This window comes from Anaeromassilibacillus sp. An250, assembly GCF_002159845.1.
GTDB lineage: Bacteria > Bacillota > Clostridia > Oscillospirales > Acutalibacteraceae > Anaeromassilibacillus > Anaeromassilibacillus stercoravium.
The window spans coordinates 204,384-219,576 of record NZ_NFJK01000002.1 but is presented as its reverse complement, the minus strand read 5'-3'; the positions used below and the strand labels follow the sequence as shown (position 1 = coordinate 219,576).

At 57.9% G+C, this 15,193-nt stretch carries 13 protein-coding genes and 1 riboswitch; of the genes, 9 read left to right on the top strand and 4 right to left on the bottom strand.

Annotated elements, in window-relative coordinates:
- Window positions 1-39 precede the first annotated feature (39 nt).
- Window positions 40-1,572, top strand: coding sequence for a YifB family Mg chelatase-like AAA ATPase (locus tag B5F54_RS02630; RefSeq protein ID WP_087230090.1), 1,533 nt, complete (start codon window positions 40-42; stop codon window positions 1,570-1,572).
- An 84-nt stretch (window positions 1,573-1,656) separates the two neighbouring features.
- Here B5F54_RS02630 and B5F54_RS02625 read toward each other — a convergent pair whose 3' ends face one another.
- The 4 genes from B5F54_RS02625 to B5F54_RS02610 form a co-directional block, all read right to left on the bottom strand.
- On the bottom strand, window positions 1,657-1,932 hold the full coding sequence (locus B5F54_RS02625) for a DUF6809 family protein (RefSeq protein ID WP_087230087.1): 276 nt from the start codon (window positions 1,930-1,932) through the stop codon (window positions 1,657-1,659).
- A 442-nt stretch (window positions 1,933-2,374) separates the two neighbouring features.
- Window positions 2,375-2,977, bottom strand: a complete 603-nt coding sequence (locus B5F54_RS02620) for a sugar O-acetyltransferase (RefSeq protein ID WP_087230085.1) — start codon at window positions 2,975-2,977, stop codon at window positions 2,375-2,377.
- Between the two features lie 152 nt (window positions 2,978-3,129).
- Complete coding sequence (locus B5F54_RS02615) at window positions 3,130-6,018, bottom strand: SH3 domain-containing protein (RefSeq protein ID WP_140400314.1); 2,889 nt, start codon at window positions 6,016-6,018, stop codon at window positions 3,130-3,132.
- A gap of 272 nt (window positions 6,019-6,290) precedes the next feature.
- Window positions 6,291-6,638 carry a hypothetical protein gene (locus tag B5F54_RS02610; protein ID WP_087230078.1) on the bottom strand — a complete coding sequence of 116 codons (348 nt, stop codon included), beginning with the start codon at window positions 6,636-6,638 and terminating at the stop codon, window positions 6,291-6,293.
- A gap of 155 nt (window positions 6,639-6,793) precedes the next feature.
- Here B5F54_RS02610 and proC point away from each other — a divergent pair, with 155 nt between their 5' ends.
- The 8 genes from proC (at window position 6,794) to lpdA (ending at window position 15,053) form a co-directional block, all read left to right on the top strand.
- Window positions 6,794-7,600 carry a pyrroline-5-carboxylate reductase gene (gene proC, locus B5F54_RS02605; protein WP_087230075.1) on the top strand — a complete coding sequence of 269 codons (807 nt, stop codon included), beginning with the start codon at window positions 6,794-6,796 and terminating at the stop codon, window positions 7,598-7,600.
- A gap of 100 nt (window positions 7,601-7,700) precedes the next feature.
- Window positions 7,701-7,895: a hypothetical protein gene (locus B5F54_RS02600; RefSeq protein ID WP_087230072.1), complete on the top strand. Its 195-nt coding sequence runs from the start codon at window positions 7,701-7,703 to the stop codon at window positions 7,893-7,895.
- A 281-nt stretch (window positions 7,896-8,176) separates the two neighbouring features.
- Window positions 8,177-8,262, top strand: a riboswitch (glycine riboswitch).
- Between the two features lie 169 nt (window positions 8,263-8,431).
- A complete protein-coding gene (gcvT, locus tag B5F54_RS02595) occupies window positions 8,432-9,514 on the top strand; it encodes a glycine cleavage system aminomethyltransferase GcvT (RefSeq protein WP_087230068.1) in 1,083 nt (360 codons plus the stop codon).
- 38 nt (window positions 9,515-9,552) lie between these two features.
- On the top strand, window positions 9,553-9,942 hold the full coding sequence (gcvH, locus tag B5F54_RS02590; RefSeq protein WP_087230065.1) for a glycine cleavage system protein GcvH: 390 nt from the start codon (window positions 9,553-9,555) through the stop codon (window positions 9,940-9,942).
- 36 nt (window positions 9,943-9,978) lie between these two features.
- Window positions 9,979-11,289, top strand: a complete 1,311-nt coding sequence (gene gcvPA / locus B5F54_RS02585) for an aminomethyl-transferring glycine dehydrogenase subunit GcvPA (protein WP_087230063.1) — start codon at window positions 9,979-9,981, stop codon at window positions 11,287-11,289.
- Window positions 11,286-12,722, top strand: coding sequence for an aminomethyl-transferring glycine dehydrogenase subunit GcvPB (gene gcvPB / locus B5F54_RS02580; RefSeq protein WP_087230060.1), 1,437 nt, complete (start codon window positions 11,286-11,288; stop codon window positions 12,720-12,722). Before gcvPA ends, gcvPB begins: the two co-directional genes overlap by 4 nt.
- Window positions 12,715-13,713: a lipoate--protein ligase gene (locus B5F54_RS02575; RefSeq protein ID WP_087230057.1), complete on the top strand. Its 999-nt coding sequence runs from the start codon at window positions 12,715-12,717 to the stop codon at window positions 13,711-13,713. Before gcvPB ends, B5F54_RS02575 begins: the two co-directional genes overlap by 8 nt.
- The gene (gene lpdA, locus B5F54_RS02570; RefSeq protein ID WP_242969615.1) at window positions 13,710-15,053 is read left to right on the top strand and encodes a dihydrolipoyl dehydrogenase; all 1,344 of its coding nucleotides are present in this window, start codon (window positions 13,710-13,712) and stop codon (window positions 15,051-15,053) included. Before B5F54_RS02575 ends, lpdA begins: the two co-directional genes overlap by 4 nt.
- Window positions 15,054-15,193 lie beyond the last annotated feature (140 nt).

Sequence of the window (15,193 nt, the reverse complement as noted above, 5' to 3'; positions counted from 1 at the left end):
ATTTGAAGAGACTTTCATGCAGGAGCGGGGGAAGGAACGATGGTGGAAAAAGTACACAGTATGGGGCTGTATGGGTTGGACGCCTTTGTGGTCGAGGTAGAAACGGATCTCTCGCGGGGCCTCCCCGCCTTCGAGATGGTGGGATTGCCGGACGCCGCGGTACGTGAAGCGCGGGACCGTGTCCGGGCGGCGCTGAAAAACGTGGGGTTTCAGTTTCCCGTCAGCCGGATCACCGTGAATCTCGCCCCGGCGGACAAGCGCAAAGAAGGTACACTCTATGACCTTCCAATCCTGATCTCCCTGCTGCGCGCCTCCGGCCAGCTGGACGCCGGGTTGGAAGACAGTGTGTTTTTGGGGGAACTCTCCCTTTCCGGGGAAGTGCGCCCCATCCGCGGCGCACTTCCCATGGCGATTGCGGCCAAGGAAGCGGGATTCCGGCGTTTTTATATCCCCGCGCAAAACGCTCCCGAAGGGGCGGTGGTGCAGGGATTGGAGGTCTACCCGGTCCCAAATCTCGCAGCACTCTTTGCACATCTAACCGGACGGCAACCGCTTGCCTCTGCAATTCCGGAGGAACATCCGACGCAAACCGGCGTCCCCTTGCCCGACTTTTCCGAGGTCCGCGGGCAGGAGGAAGCCAAGCGCGCCCTGGAGGTCGCGGCTGCCGGCATGCACAATGTCCTGTTGATCGGCCCGCCGGGTTCCGGAAAAAGCATGTTGGCCAAGCGGCTCCCCTCCATCCTGCCGGATATGACCTTTGCGGAATCGATCGAGACCACCAAAATTCATTCCATTGCAGGGGTACTGCCCGCCAGCGCTCCCCTTGTCCGGACAAGGCCCTTCCGTTCGCCCCATCACACGGTGTCCGCAGCCGGCCTTTCCGGAGGCGGAGCCCTGCCAAAGCCGGGGGAGCTCTCCCTCTCCCACAATGGGGTCCTGTTCCTGGACGAACTTCCGGAATTTTCCCGCAGCGCCATGGAGGTCCTCCGCCAGCCGATCGAGGACGGCCGTGTGACCATTTCCCGCGCGCAGGGGACGGTATCGTATCCGTGCAGCGTCATGCTGGTGGCCGCAATGAACCCCTGTCCCTGTGGATATTTCGGCCACCCTACCAAGCATTGTATTTGCAGCGCAGGCGCTGTTTCCCGCTATCTCGCCCGTGTGAGCGGCCCACTGCTCGACCGCCTCGACCTTCACATCGAGGTGCCCGCCGTGGAGTTTGACAAACTGGATTCGGCGGAGCCCGCGGAATCTTCCGCGTCGGTCAAGAAGCGGGTAGACGCGGCGCGTGCCATCCAAAACGAACGCTTTCGCGGGACGGGCATCCCCTGCAATGCCCGCATCACGCCGGACCGCCTGCATACCTACTGCATTCTGAGCGACAGCGCCCGGGCGCTTCTCAAGCGCGCCTTCGAAACCATCGGCCTGTCGGCCCGCGCATACGACCGCGTGCTCAAGGTGGCCCGCACCATCGCAGACCTGGATGGCAGCGATTGCATCGAAGCCGTCCATGCAGCGGAAGCGGTCCAATACCGCGCTTTAGACCGCAAATATTGGATGCGGGAGCTATAAAATATGCAGAATACAAGGCCGAAACCCTCTGTGGTTCCGGCCTTTTGTCATTTGAACACAGGACGCTCTATCCCGCTTTCCTGATTAACGCTCTTCCCGGATAAAAATCTCGTACATCAGCCGGGCGCCCAATTGGAAACCGTGGCGAAACCCCGCGTAACAGTCCATGGTGTTTTCTTCCATATAGAGCTTGCCCAAATGCTCCAACTGTTTTCGCCCATCCTCGTTCAATAACACATGCAGATCCTTCTGCACTTTGTGGATTTCGCGTTCCAAAAGAGGATATTTGGGGTCCGTGGAAACAATCTTCTCCGCTGGATAAAGTTCCCCTTCATATAGGCGCTCTAAAATACTTCTCATGGTGTTTTTCCTTTCCAGATCATCTGTTACAGCCCCTTGAATGGCCGTTCCACACAGAAGGACAGATTTGCGCGGCCGCCGATCGTGCGGCTGTAGCAATGGGGATGCTCCATTTCCTTATGGAAGGAATCATTCCCGTATGTTATCCATAGAAAAAGGATGACCCGTTTTCTTTCGCGCTGCCTGATCACCTCGCTTTATGCGCATTACATACGCTACAATGCAGTCCAGTTTCAAGTCAAGATTTCTCTTGTGAAATTTTCTCACACACCTACATAAAATGCAGAACAGCTACTACAACGGAAAAACGCCGGCAGCCACGCAAAACAGCGGGTGCTCCGGCGCTTTCGCTCGATCAAACGATTCTTTTCTAGGGACAGTTTTCCTTTGGAGACATCATCCTCCCGGCCTGGGAAGCCGGCATTTCTGGGAAATGCAGCCTTTATTTCCCCACTTGAGGTTCATCGGCTTTCTGAACCCGATCCGCCTCGGTGATGGCACGCAGGACGCGGCAAGGGTTCCCCAAGGCAATGACATTGGGGGGAATATCCTTTGTCACCACGCTTTTCGCGCCGATGACGCTCCCCTCGCCAATGGTGACCCCCGGAAGGATGGTGACGTCGGCCCCAATCCAAACATTGTCGCCAATGGTAATCGGCCTTGCCTGCTCCAAGCCCTGGTTTCGCTCCTCTGCCACAAGCGGATGGTTTGCCGTGTACATGCCGCAATTGGGGCCGATAAAGCAATGCTTGCCGATGGTGATCGGCGCGCCGTCCATCAGGTAGGCATTGTGGTTGAGAAAGGTCTCCTCCCCGATCCGGCAATTGTAGCCGTAGTCCGTGTAAAACGGGGCCAGGATGGTGACATGTTCGCCCTTATGGGGTAAAAGCTGCTTCAGAATCTCTTCCTTCCGCTCGGATTCTTTGGGGCGCGTCTGGTTAAACGCAAAGCATAAATCTTCGGCCTGCAACCGCTCTTCCAGCAGTTCCGCATCATAATTGGCATCGTACCAGAGGCCCTTTTCCATCTTTTCACGCTCAGTCATTGTAAAACTCCTCCCCATCATGGCATTGCCATCGATTTTCATTTTTATTCTGCCCGCCCTCTACAACCAAAGGCGGCCGCTCCGGCCTCCTGGCTTTAAAAAATCTCCACCAAAGAGTTGGTGGAGATTTTTCCATTCGGTTGCTTTGGGATTTACTGCGTGTCCAGATAGGCCAGCGCAGCGGGATAAGTATACCCATAGGTGTTCACACGGGAGGCGCTGTAGTCGTTGTAGTTGTAGACATTCGCCTCACCCAACCGGCGGTACAAGAGCCCCGCATAACTCTTTCCACCCGCTTGGTTCCAGCGCAGCATATCGGTTCCAAACGCATAGGCGTTTGTGTAATTGAGGTCATGGACCAGATTCGCACCGTTTAAGGTCACATAGCCGGAATTGATCCAGCCCGTGGAACCATTCGGCAGCGTCGCCAGATACCAGCCGTCCTTCTGGTTGCTGAAATTGGCCGATGTGACCGTGATGGCCGTTCCCTTTTCGGCTTCACAGACCTGCGTCCCGGATAAGCTCGGCGTGGAACGCACCACTGTCGCCTTGCTGATCGTGGCAGACATCCCCGTGCCAAAATCCTGGGGCGGGACCACGGCATTCAAAATGATGCGCCGCAGGTCGATCTCCGACGACGTGCTGTTCCAATAGCCCGCGCCTACATTGTATCCGAAGCTCACCAGGCTGTCGAATTGACACTGGCTCATCAGCAAATTGTTCTGCGTGATAAACTTATTGACCTCTGTGGTATAGGACGCGCTGTTGACAGTGTTGACCAGCAGGGACCATGCCTCCGTCTTGGAGAGGTCGTTATAGAATGTATCGCCCTCTTTGAGCGTGAGGCCATAGCCGAGGGTCGGTACCTGGGTGGAAGTCAGCTTGTCCGCATAGACGGATGCGCTGTAGCCCTCCCAATTGGCGATCAGCTCGATCATCTTGTCGCTGGCGCGGCGCTGTTCGGAGGTGGTCACGGTGTAATCCTGCGAGGACACCACATAAGCGCTGGTTTCAAAGCTCTCCGCGCTGTAAACGCCGCCCTGCGAAGAGCTGACCGTCACACGGTAAGTCCCCTGTTCTGTGAGATTCATCGCCGCTTTCCAGACCTTTGTGCTGGTCTGGCCGGTCGTCTCCGTCGTGCTGGATGTGGCGGAAATCATCTGCGTCGTGCCGCTCGGGAACTGCACCGTAAAGCGCACCCCGTCGCGGGTGGTGTCCGTAATGGCCGTAAATGTCACCGCAGAACCCACGCCGGCAATGTTGGGCGACGCATAGGCGGTGCGCACCGGCTCCGCCGCCGTCACAGTGACCGTGCAGGTCTTGGGCTGGGAACCCGATGTGGCCGTAATCACCGCTGTACCGGGGGAAACGCCATAGATATAGCCGTTGGTGACGGTCGCCACAGCGGTATTGCTGCTGCTCCAAGTCACCGACGCGGTGCTTGGATTTGCCGTCGCCTTGATATAGAGCGTCTTGCCCGCGGAAACCGTCCCGGAGGTGCGGGAAATCGTCAAAGCATCCGCCGAAACGCCCGTCTGCCCATTGTAGAGGAATTGAATGTATTCGTTGCTGACATATCCCGTCAGATTGTTGGCCGTCTGCACCTTGGTCCACCCGGCATTGGAGGTGTCGAGTACCGTGAGGGTCGCGCCCTTGAGCAGGGTTGCCACCTGGTCGTACTGCGTACCCGGGCCGCTGCGCAAGCGCAGCGCATCCGCCGTTACCGTCGCCCCGGTGATCGTCTGCCCGTCCCCTGTGTTCCCGGTCCCTGGGTCGGTGCCCGTGGAGGCTGTCTGAATGTCGAGGTACTGCTTCATGCAGTACCCTTCCGTCCCATCCGACGTCCGGATTTTTGCCCAGGTCGCATGGGAATTATCCGTCACGGTGACGTTTTCCTGGGGGAAGAGCGCACGGATCACTTCATAGCTCGTCCCCGCCCCGGTGCGCATAGCAACGCTCTCCTTTGCCGTTGCGGGCAAGCTTTCATTTGCAGTGGACGATCCGCCCGCCGCATCCGACGGGTCGGACGGCGTACCCGAAGCGGAATTGGCCTGGATGTCCAAAAATTCTTTGGAACAACACCCCACCGTCCCATCCGCTGTGCGGACCCTGGCCCATGTCGGATGGGAATTGTCGATCACGGTGACGGTATCGCCCTGTTGCATGGTCTTGATGATCGCGTAGCTGGGACCCGCGCCCTCCCGCAGGTTTAAGTTTTCCTTCACGGTCGCGATGATCTCCCCGCTGGTCCCAGAGCTGGAGGAACCGGTATTGCCGCCGGACGAGCTCCCGGAGATGGTCAAATACTGCCGGCTGCAATATCCCTCCTGGCCGGAGGTCGTGCGCACCTTCACCCACTCCGCATTGGAATTATCCAATACGGAGACGGAAACCCCCTGTGCCAAGGTCAGCACGCGGTCGTAATTGGTCCCGGGACCGGTGCGCAGATTGAGATAATCCTGGGTGACCGCCGTCATGCCGGTGGAAGTACCCGAACCGGTAGAGGACGAAGAACCGCCCGTTGCGGCCGAACCGCTCAAATACTCTTTCAGGCAGTACCCTTCCAGCCCGCTGGCTGTGCGCACCTTTGCCCAGGTTGCATGGGAGCTGTCCAAAATCGTGACCGACGCGCCTTCCGCCAAGGTGGTGACAATGCCATAGCTGGTGCCCACCCCTTTGCGCACGTTGAGGTTTGCCGTGGTGACCGCTGTATCGCCCGTCGCCAAGGCCCCGTATGTAGCGGTGGAAAGGCTGCCAACCGCCGTCAAATATTCCTTGCTGCAATACCCCTCCTGGCCGGAGGCCAACCGCACTTTGGCCCATTCGCCCTGGGAATCGTCTAGGATGGTGACTTCCGTGCCCTTTGGCATGGTCAAAAGGACGGAATAGGACTGGCCGGCGCCCGTGCGCAAATTTAGATAATCCGTTGTCTGCGCCGTCGAAGCCGCCCATGCACCTGTTGGCAGCGCGGTGACTGCGAGAGAAACGGTGCACAATAGGGCGGCCGCTGCCGAGCCCATCCGCCGAAAATGCTTCCTCAAATCTGTTCACTCCTATTCCCCAACCGGCATGCCATACCGGGTTCCTGCCCCGCCTTTCGGCGGCGCTCTATATTATTCCGATAAATCAAAATAAAATACAAACAAAAAACGGCTATTTTTCCAAAATATGTTTTGATTATACCGTAAAAGCCCAAAATATTCAAGGAAAAATGCGTCAATTGTTTACATAATCTTTGTGGTTTTCTAACCGCTTTTTTATGGATTCTTGCTCCGCAACCAATATCCTAAAAAGGCACATAAAAAGTAGACGCTTAGATTGCTGCGGAAGCTGCATATTCTTTTTTCAAAATGAATCTGACCGGACCGGTTGGGCAAACCTCTGCAAAAATCAACCAAAGGTGCATAAAATAAAAAAAGCCCATGCCCTCGGCATGAGTTCTCGTTTGTCTGTCCCGCCGACCGGGCTGGTATTCCAGCCACCCGGTCAGCTTCAACAGTAGTATCATATGTATCAAAAATTGCATTTCCGTTTTGATTTTATGTTCCGGTCTCTCATCTCCTTTCCTGATGTTGTCTTTAGTATACTGGCGCAATGTGACCGTTTTTTGAAGACACTTTGAAAAGTTCGGAAATTTCACTGAAAAATCCGGTCCATCCATCCGCCATTCCATTGTATGCAGCAAAAAACGCTGCATGCCTATTTTTTGAAGGTGGGGAAACCGCGCCTTGTCTTTCTCCGGCTTGCGCTGTAAAATAGAAAGAAAACACCGTGCCCAAGGCGGACGCGGCGTCTGGAAAAGGAGCGAAACGTTTTATGGATAAAAAAATTGGATTTATCGGCTGCGGTAACATGGGGCAGGCGATGATCGGCGGGATTGTAAAATCCGGCCTTGTCCCCCCGGAGCAGGTATATGCCGCCGACCCCAGTGAACAAAACCTGAACCATGTGCAGAAGGAATACGGCATCTGTGTCACGCAGGACAATCTGGTCCCCGCAAAAAAATGCGATATTTTGGTGCTTTCGGTCAAGCCGTATCTGTACGCGGACGTCATTGAAGAGATCCGTGACACGGTCAAGCAGGACGTGGTGATCGTGATGATCGCCGCCGGGCAGACCATCGCCGTCAATGAGGCGCGCTTTGGCCGCAACATCAAAATCGTGCGCGCCATGCCCAACACGCCGGCCCTCGTTGGCGAAGGGATGGCGGCGCTCTGTGCAAACAGCTATGTTACCGACGAAGAAAAGAACGAGGTCCGGGAAATTTTTGAAAGCTTCGGCAAGGCGGAGTTCGTCGCGGAAAACATGATGGACGTCGTCGCAGGGGTCAGCGGTTCTTCCCCTGCCTATGTATATATGTTTATCGAAGCGCTGGCGGACGGCGCCGTGTTGCAGGGGATGCCGCGCCAGCAGGCATATACCTTTGCGGCGCAGGCTGTTTTGGGCTCCGCACGCATGGTTCTGGAAACCGGCATGCACCCAGGCGCTTTGAAGGACATGGTCTGCTCGCCCGGCGGCACCACGATTGAGGCGGTCGCCAGCCTGGAGCAGGACGGCCTGCGCGCCGCCGTCATCCGCGCGGTTAACGTCTGCACCGAAAAGTCCAAAGCGATGAGCAAATAATACGCATAAGCGCCGCTTCCCAGGGGACACTACTTCCATCCGTTCCATACGGCCGCATCCATTGCGGCTGCACGTATTTTGAACAAAAGGAAGTGTTTCCATGGCAAAGGACATCAAAAAGGAGATCATCGCGGAACTGGACCGCCGCATGGACCTTCTGCGCGAGCACCAGTACGATCAGATTCAAATCACAGGTAACGAATATTCCGAGCTGAATCAAGCGCTCTCCAAGGTCATCGGCGCCCCCCTGCTGGAAGAGCTGGGCGACATCAAGGACTTTGTACAAAGCCTTTAAAAAAACACGAGGGAAATCAGAATGGATTCTGGTTTCCCTCGTTGTTTTTCTGGGAATCCAGCGGGTGCGCATTGCGCACACAGCCGGTCATCTTTTACGAAATCCTTCATATACATGGAAAAGGTTCCCGCCCAAAAAGCCTTTGGAATAGGCCTGCTGCGCATACAATTCCGCGGCGATTTTCGGCCGTTTGCCTTTGAATTGTGTAAAATCTGTATCAAAATTTTCTTGACTTACCCCCAAAAATTTCTTATACTAAGCTTGAAAAGTACATAGGATGGATGAAGATACCGGGAGAGACCGCGCATTTGCGGCGCCGAAGGGGCTACGCCGAAAACTCTCAGGCAAAAGGGACCGGTATCCGACAAAACTCCGAAAAGCCGTATGCCTGCCGGTCTTCCGGCCAACAAGCGGCACCGAAGAAGCAATCCCGTTTTGGGAGAATCTTTCAGGTTGTATGACGGAGCGTGCAAAGATTTGCGCGCCCCGTCTTTTTTTATTTTCCTGGAATTTTGTTTATGAGGAGGATTGTTCCCATGGAAAAGAAAACACCCCTGTATGAACAACACATTGCCCTCAAAGGGCGCATCGTTCCCTTTGCCGGTTACCTTTTGCCGGTGCAGTACCCCACAGGTGTGATCGCCGAACATATGGCGGTGCGGCAGCATGCGGGGCTTTTTGACGTTTCCCACATGGGGGAGGCGTTGATCGAGGGGCCGCAGGCCGAACAAGCGCTCAACTACATCCTCTCCAACCAGTTCACAGGGATGCCGGTCGGGAAGGCGCGCTATACCCTGATGCTCAATGAAACCGGGGGCGTGGTGGATGACCTGATCGTCTACCGCCGCTCGGAAACCTCCTTTTTCCTGGTTCTGAACGCGGCCAACACCGAAAAGGATCTCGCATGGCTTCGCGCACACCTGCAAGGGGAGGCATCCCTCACCGATCTCTCGGACCGCGTGGCCCAGATCGCTGTACAGGGGCCGGAGGCGGACAAAGTCCTCTCCGGGCTGGCCGACCTGGAAGCGCTGCCTAAAAAGTATTATTCCTTCGTGGAGCACGTGACCGTGGCTAGTGTCCCCTGCATGGTTTCCCGCACCGGATACACCGGGGAAGACGGGTATGAGCTGTATATGGAGCCCAAAGACGCCCCGGCGGTTTGGGAGGCGCTGGTCCAGGCGGGGGCCACCCCCTGCGGCTTGGGCGCGCGCGACACGCTGCGGCTAGAGGCCTCCATGCCGCTCTATGGGCACGAATTGAACGACCACATGGACCCGCTCTGTGCGGGCTTGGGGTTTGCCGTCAAACTCGATAAGGAGGATTTCATCGGGAAGAGCGCGCTGATGCAGCTGGGAGAGCCCGCCCGCGTGCGTGTGGGCCTCAAAGCGACGGGGCGCGGGATTCTCCGGGAAGATCAGCCCATCTGGATCGACGGAAAAGAAGTGGGCGTCACCACGTCCGGCACCCATTGCCCCTATCTGGGGGTAAGCTGCGCGATGGCCTATATCGATACCGCCTGTTCCGCCCCCGGCACCGCCGTGGAAGTGGAGGTCCGCGGGCGCCGCGTTGCAGCGGAAATCGTCCCGTTGCCCTTTTACAAACGCACAAAATCCAAATAAACATTCCATAGAAACGCATTTTTAAGGAGGACGCATTTATGAAAATTCCAAATGAACTGCTCTACACCCGGTCCCACGAATGGATTCAAAAGCTCGATGAGACATCCGCGCGCGTCGGTGTAACCGACTACGCACAAAACCAATTGGGCGACCTTGTGTTTGTCAATCTGCCCGAGGTCGGCGACCCGGTCACGCCGGGCGAAAGCTTTGCAGATGTGGAGAGCGTCAAAGCGGTCTCCGACCTGTACAGCCCGGTGGGGGGCACGGTTTCCGCCATCAACGAGGAGCTTCTCGACGCCCCGCAGCGCATCAACGAGGCTCCCTATGACGCCTGGTTCATCGAGGTGGGGGAAATCACGGAGTACGGCGACCTGATGGACGCCGCCGCCTACGAAGCGTTCTGCGCGGAAGAAGAGGCAAAGCATTGACGCCCTACAAAAACGATTGAGAAGGGAAGAATCGCCATGGGAAGTTACCTTCCGTCCACCGCCGGACAGAAACGGCAAATGTTGGAGGCTGTCGGCGTCTCACAGATCGAGGCGCTCTATGACAATGTGCCGGCATCCATCCGTCTGGACGGCCTAGACCTCGCCCCCGGCCTCTCGGAGATGGAAGTCTCCGCGCAGATGTGTGCGTTGGCCGATAAAAACCACGTGTTCCACACCATCTTCCGCGGCGCTGGCGCATACGACCACTATATCCCCGCGATTGTGGAGCGCGTCTGCAATAAGGAAGAATTTTTGACCGCCTACACCCCCTATCAGGCGGAAATCAGCCAGGGGATCCTGCAATCCATTTTTGAATACCAGACCATGATCTGTGAGCTGACCGGCATGGACGCCTCCAACGCCTCCGTGTACGACGGCGCCTCCGCCGCCGCGGAAGCCGTGGCGATGTGCCGCGACCGCAAACGCAATCGCGCGTTGGTCTCTGCCGCCGCACACCCGGCGGTGATTCAAACCATCCAAACCTATTGTGCGGGCGCGGATACGGAGGTTGCGCTCATTCCAACTAAGGACGGGCGCACCGATCTGGACGCCCTGCGCGCCATGCTCTGCGATACGGACGCCTGCGTCTATCTGCAACAGCCCAATTTCTACGGCAACCTGGAGGATGCGGAGGCCACCGGCGCCGTTGCCCACGAAGCAGGGGCCAAGTTCATCCTGGGCATCCACCCCATTGCGGCGGCCATACTCAAATCGCCGCGCGAATGCGGCGCGGACATCGCTGTGGGAGAAGGCCAGCCGCTCGGGATGCCGCTCGCCTTTGGCGGACCGTACCTCGGGTTCATGGCCTGTACACAGGCGCTATTCCGCAAGCTGCCGGGCCGCATTGTGGGCGAAACCGTGGACGCAGCGGACGAACGCTGCTTTGTGCTCACGCTCCAGGCCAGGGAACAGCACATCCGCCGGGAAAAGGCCTCCTCCAACATCTGCTCCAACCAGGCCCTCTGTGCCATGCGCGCGGCCGTCTACCTGGCGGCGATGGGGCCCCAGGGGTTGCAAAAAGCAGCGCAGCTCAGCTATGCAAAGGCGCACTACCTCGCGGAAGAGCTGGAAAAGATCGGCTTCCCGCGCCGCTATCCCGGCGCGTTTTTCCAGGAATTTGTCACAGAAACGCCTCTCCCGGCGGAGCAAATTCTCGCCAAGCTGGAAGCGCATGACATCTTGGGAGGCTACCCCGTGGAGGGCGGCATCCTCTGGTGTACAACGGAAAAGAACACCAAAGCGCAAATAGATGCCCTGATCGGCCTGTTGAAGGAGGTGTGCGCATGAACCTGCTGTTTGAAAAAAGCGTCCCCGGGAGGGCCTGTACGCTCCTGCCGGACTGCGACGTTCCAAATGCCGCGCTGCCCGAGCAATTCGCCCGCCAGCAACCCCTTCATCTCCCGGAACTCTCCGAGACGGACATCAGCCGCCACTATACGGAGCTTTCCAAGCGGGTCCACGGGGTGAACGACGGCTTCTATCCCCTGGGCTCCTGCACGATGAAATACAATCCCGCGCTCAACGAAGAGATCGCCGCCCTGCCGGGCTTCACGGGAATCCATCCGCTGCAGCCGGAGTACACGGCACAGGGCTGCATGGAGGTACTGGCCGAGGCGGAGCGCATCCTCTGCGCCGTCACCGGCATGGAAGCGATGACCTTCCAGCCCGCCGCAGGCGCGCACGGAGAATTCACCGGCCTTCTGCTCATCAAGGCCTACCACCGCTCTCGCGGGGACCTACAGCGCACCAAAATCCTCGTCCCGGATTCGGCCCATGGCACCAATCCAGCCTCCGCCACCATGACGGGATTCGAAGTGGTCAACGTGCCGTCCTCGCCGGACGGCTGTGTGGACCTCGACGCGCTGCGCAAGGCCGCAGGCCCCGACACTGCCGGATTGATGCTCACAAATCCCAACACGTTGGGACTGTTCGACAAAAACATCTTGGAAATCACCCGCATCGTTCATGAGGCGGGCGGCCTCAACTACTACGACGGCGCCAACCTCAACGCCGTGATGGGGGTCGCGCGTCCGGGCGATATGGGCTTCGACGTGGTGCACCTCAACCTGCACAAGACCTTTTCCACCCCACACGGAGGAGGCGGTCCCGGTTCCGGCGCTGTGGGCGTAAAAGACCTCCTTGTGCCCTTCCTCCCCAACCGCCATGTGGTGGAAAAGGATGGCCACTATACCTTCGAGGATGCAGAGCAGACCATCGGCAGCGTAAAGGCGTTCTACGGAAACTTCCTGGTGGTGGTCCGTGCGCTCTGTTATATGAAAATGCTCGGCGGCGATGGGATGCGGGATGCTGCGCAGACCGCTGTCCTGAACGCCAACTATTTGAAGAAACTCTTAGAACCGCACTGCGACGCCGCAACGCCCGGTCTCTGTATGCACGAATTTGTGCTCACTATGGAGCATCTCAAGAAGGAGACCGGCGTCTCCGCCATGGACGTGGCGAAATCGATGCTGGACTACGGCATGCATCCGCCGACCATGTACTTCCCTCTGATCGTCCCGGAGGCGCTGATGTTTGAACCGACGGAAACTGAATCCAAGGAGACGTTGGACTGGGCGGCGCAGACGATCGCTGAAATCCTGGAGCGCGCCCACACCGACCCGGAATCGCTCCACGCATCGCCCACGCGCACGCCCATTCGCCGGCCGGACGAGGTGCGCGCTGCGCGCACCCCGAAACTGCGGTATTCCTTCGATGCTTAATACCCTGTATATCGCCACGGCGAGCGGTACCAATCCATACGCCAATTTAGCCCTGGAAGAGGCCCTGCTAAACGCTGTCCTCCCTGGGGAATGTATCCTCTACCTTTGGCAAAACCAAAACACGGTCGTGATCGGCCGCAACCAAAACAGCCGCCGGGAATGCCGCGTGGAAGCCCTGGAACGCGACGGGGGCTTTCTGGCCCGCCGCCTTTCCGGAGGGGGCGCGGTATTCCACGACCTGGGCAACCTCAATTTTACCTTTTTGGTCCACAAGGAGGATTACAGCGTACCACGCCAGTTGGACGTAATCCTCCGGGCGGTGCAGGCGTTGGGGATTCAGGCGGAAAAATCCGGCCGCAACGACCTGACAGCGGGCGGCCGCAAATTCTCCGGAAACGCCTTCTATTCCAGCGGCGGCCGGTGCTATCACCATGGGACCATTCTGATCGATGTGGATGCGGAAAAGATGTCCCACTACCTGCATGTTTCCGCCGGGAAACTGCAATCCAAAGGCGTTCCCTCTGTGCGGTCCCGCGTGGTGAACCTCGTGGAACTGGTCCCGGGGATCACCGTGGAAACGGTCCGGCAGGCGCTCACCGCCGCTTTTGGCGAGGTCTACCATGGGACGCCTCTTCCCTTTCCCACCGAACGCCTGGCTGGGGAAGAATTGCGCCGTCTGGAAGAAAAATTTGCCTCCTGGGAGTGGCGCATGGGGAAAGAGGCGGACTTCACCTATGCGCTTTCCCGGCGGTTTTTTGGGGGCGAAATTACGATCCAATTTCGCGTCTCCGCCGGACAGGTCGAGGAAGCGGCTGTCTATACCGACGCGATGGATGTTTTCTATGCACAACGTGTCCAACAAGCCTGGAAGGGCCTTCCTTTTACTTGCGGCTCCCTGTGCGCCGCGGTCAAAGCCCTTCCCATGGAAGATCAAGAACAAGCGCAGATGTCTCGGGACATCCGGTCGCTTCTGGAGGAATGCATGTTATGAATGGTTTTGATTTGATTGTCATCGGCGGAGGACCCGGCGGCTATGTGGCGGCCCTGGAAGCGGCCAAGCTGGGGAAAACCGTGGCGGTGGTAGAGCGCGACGCGGTGGGCGGCACCTGTTTAAACCGCGGCTGTATCCCCACCAAGGCGCTTTTGCGCGCCTCCCGTGTCTTTCGAGAGGCTACCTGTTCCGAAGAATTGGGAATCCACGTGCAGAACGCCTCCTGTGATCGGGCGGCGATGTATGCGCATGTCCAGAAGGTAACGGCGCAGCTGCGCAGCGGGATCGAACTGCTCTTTCAAAAGGGGAACATCACCCTGTTGCACGGTTCCGCCCAGATTGAAGCGCCGGGACGTGTCCTGGTGGATGGGACCCCCTATGAGGCGCAAAACCTTTTGATCGCCACAGGTTCCCTCCCGGCAATGCCTCCCATCCCCGGGATTCATCTCCCCGGCGTGGTAACGAGCGACCAGCTCTTGCAGGGGGACGGTGTGGACTGCAAGCGCCTGGCCATCATCGGCGGCGGTGTGATCGGGGTGGAATTTGCGCAGATTTACAGTGACCTGGGGTGCGCGGTCACCATCTTGGAAGCCCTGCCGCGCCTGCTTCCCACCATGGACCGCGAAATCAGCCAAAACCTTTCGATGATCCTCAAAAAGCGCGGTGTATCGGTCTACACAGGCGCCTCTGTGCAGGAGATCGCCTCCGGGGACGGCGAACTCCTCTGCCGCTTTTCGCAAAAAGGCAGCGATCTGGAAACCGCGGCGGATTGCCTGCTGGTGTGCACGGGCCGCAGGCCCAACACCGAGGGGCTCTTTGCCGCATCGTTTGATTTCCCGATGGAGCGCGGCTATATCCCGGTGGACGAACAGTATCGGACTCAAATCCCCGGAGTTTACGCGGTGGGGGACGTCGTATCCGGCGGCATCCAGCTGGCCCATGCAGCGGAGGCAGAGGCCAAAAATGCGGTTCACGCCATGTTTGGAGGCGCTCCGGTGAAGAATGTATCCGCCATCCCCGCCTGCATCTTTACAGAACCGGAGATCGCCTCTGTGGGGCTGACGGCGGATGCCGCCAAAGCGGAGGGACGCAAGGTGACCGTGCGCAAATCGTTGACCTCTGCCAACGGAAAAGCGGTGGTGGAGGGGGCGGAACGCGGCTTTGCTAAGCTTGTGTTTGACGCAGACACGGACGTCCTTCTTGGGGCACAACTCATGTGTCCCCATGCCTCTGAGATGATCGGCGGACTGACTGCCTCTGTGAACGCCAGGTTGACGGCGGAGCAGCTCTCCCAGACCATCTTTCCGCATCCCACGGTGAGTGAAATCTTGAGCCTTTAACCTACGCAACAGAGGTAGGCTTTTTTACAAATCTAACCCGTTTTATGCTACACAAAACGCTCCCGACTGCATGGGGATTTGACCCTAAGCGATCGGGAGCGCTTTCCTTTGCTCTGCTCGGAAAATAAAAAGAACCGTAT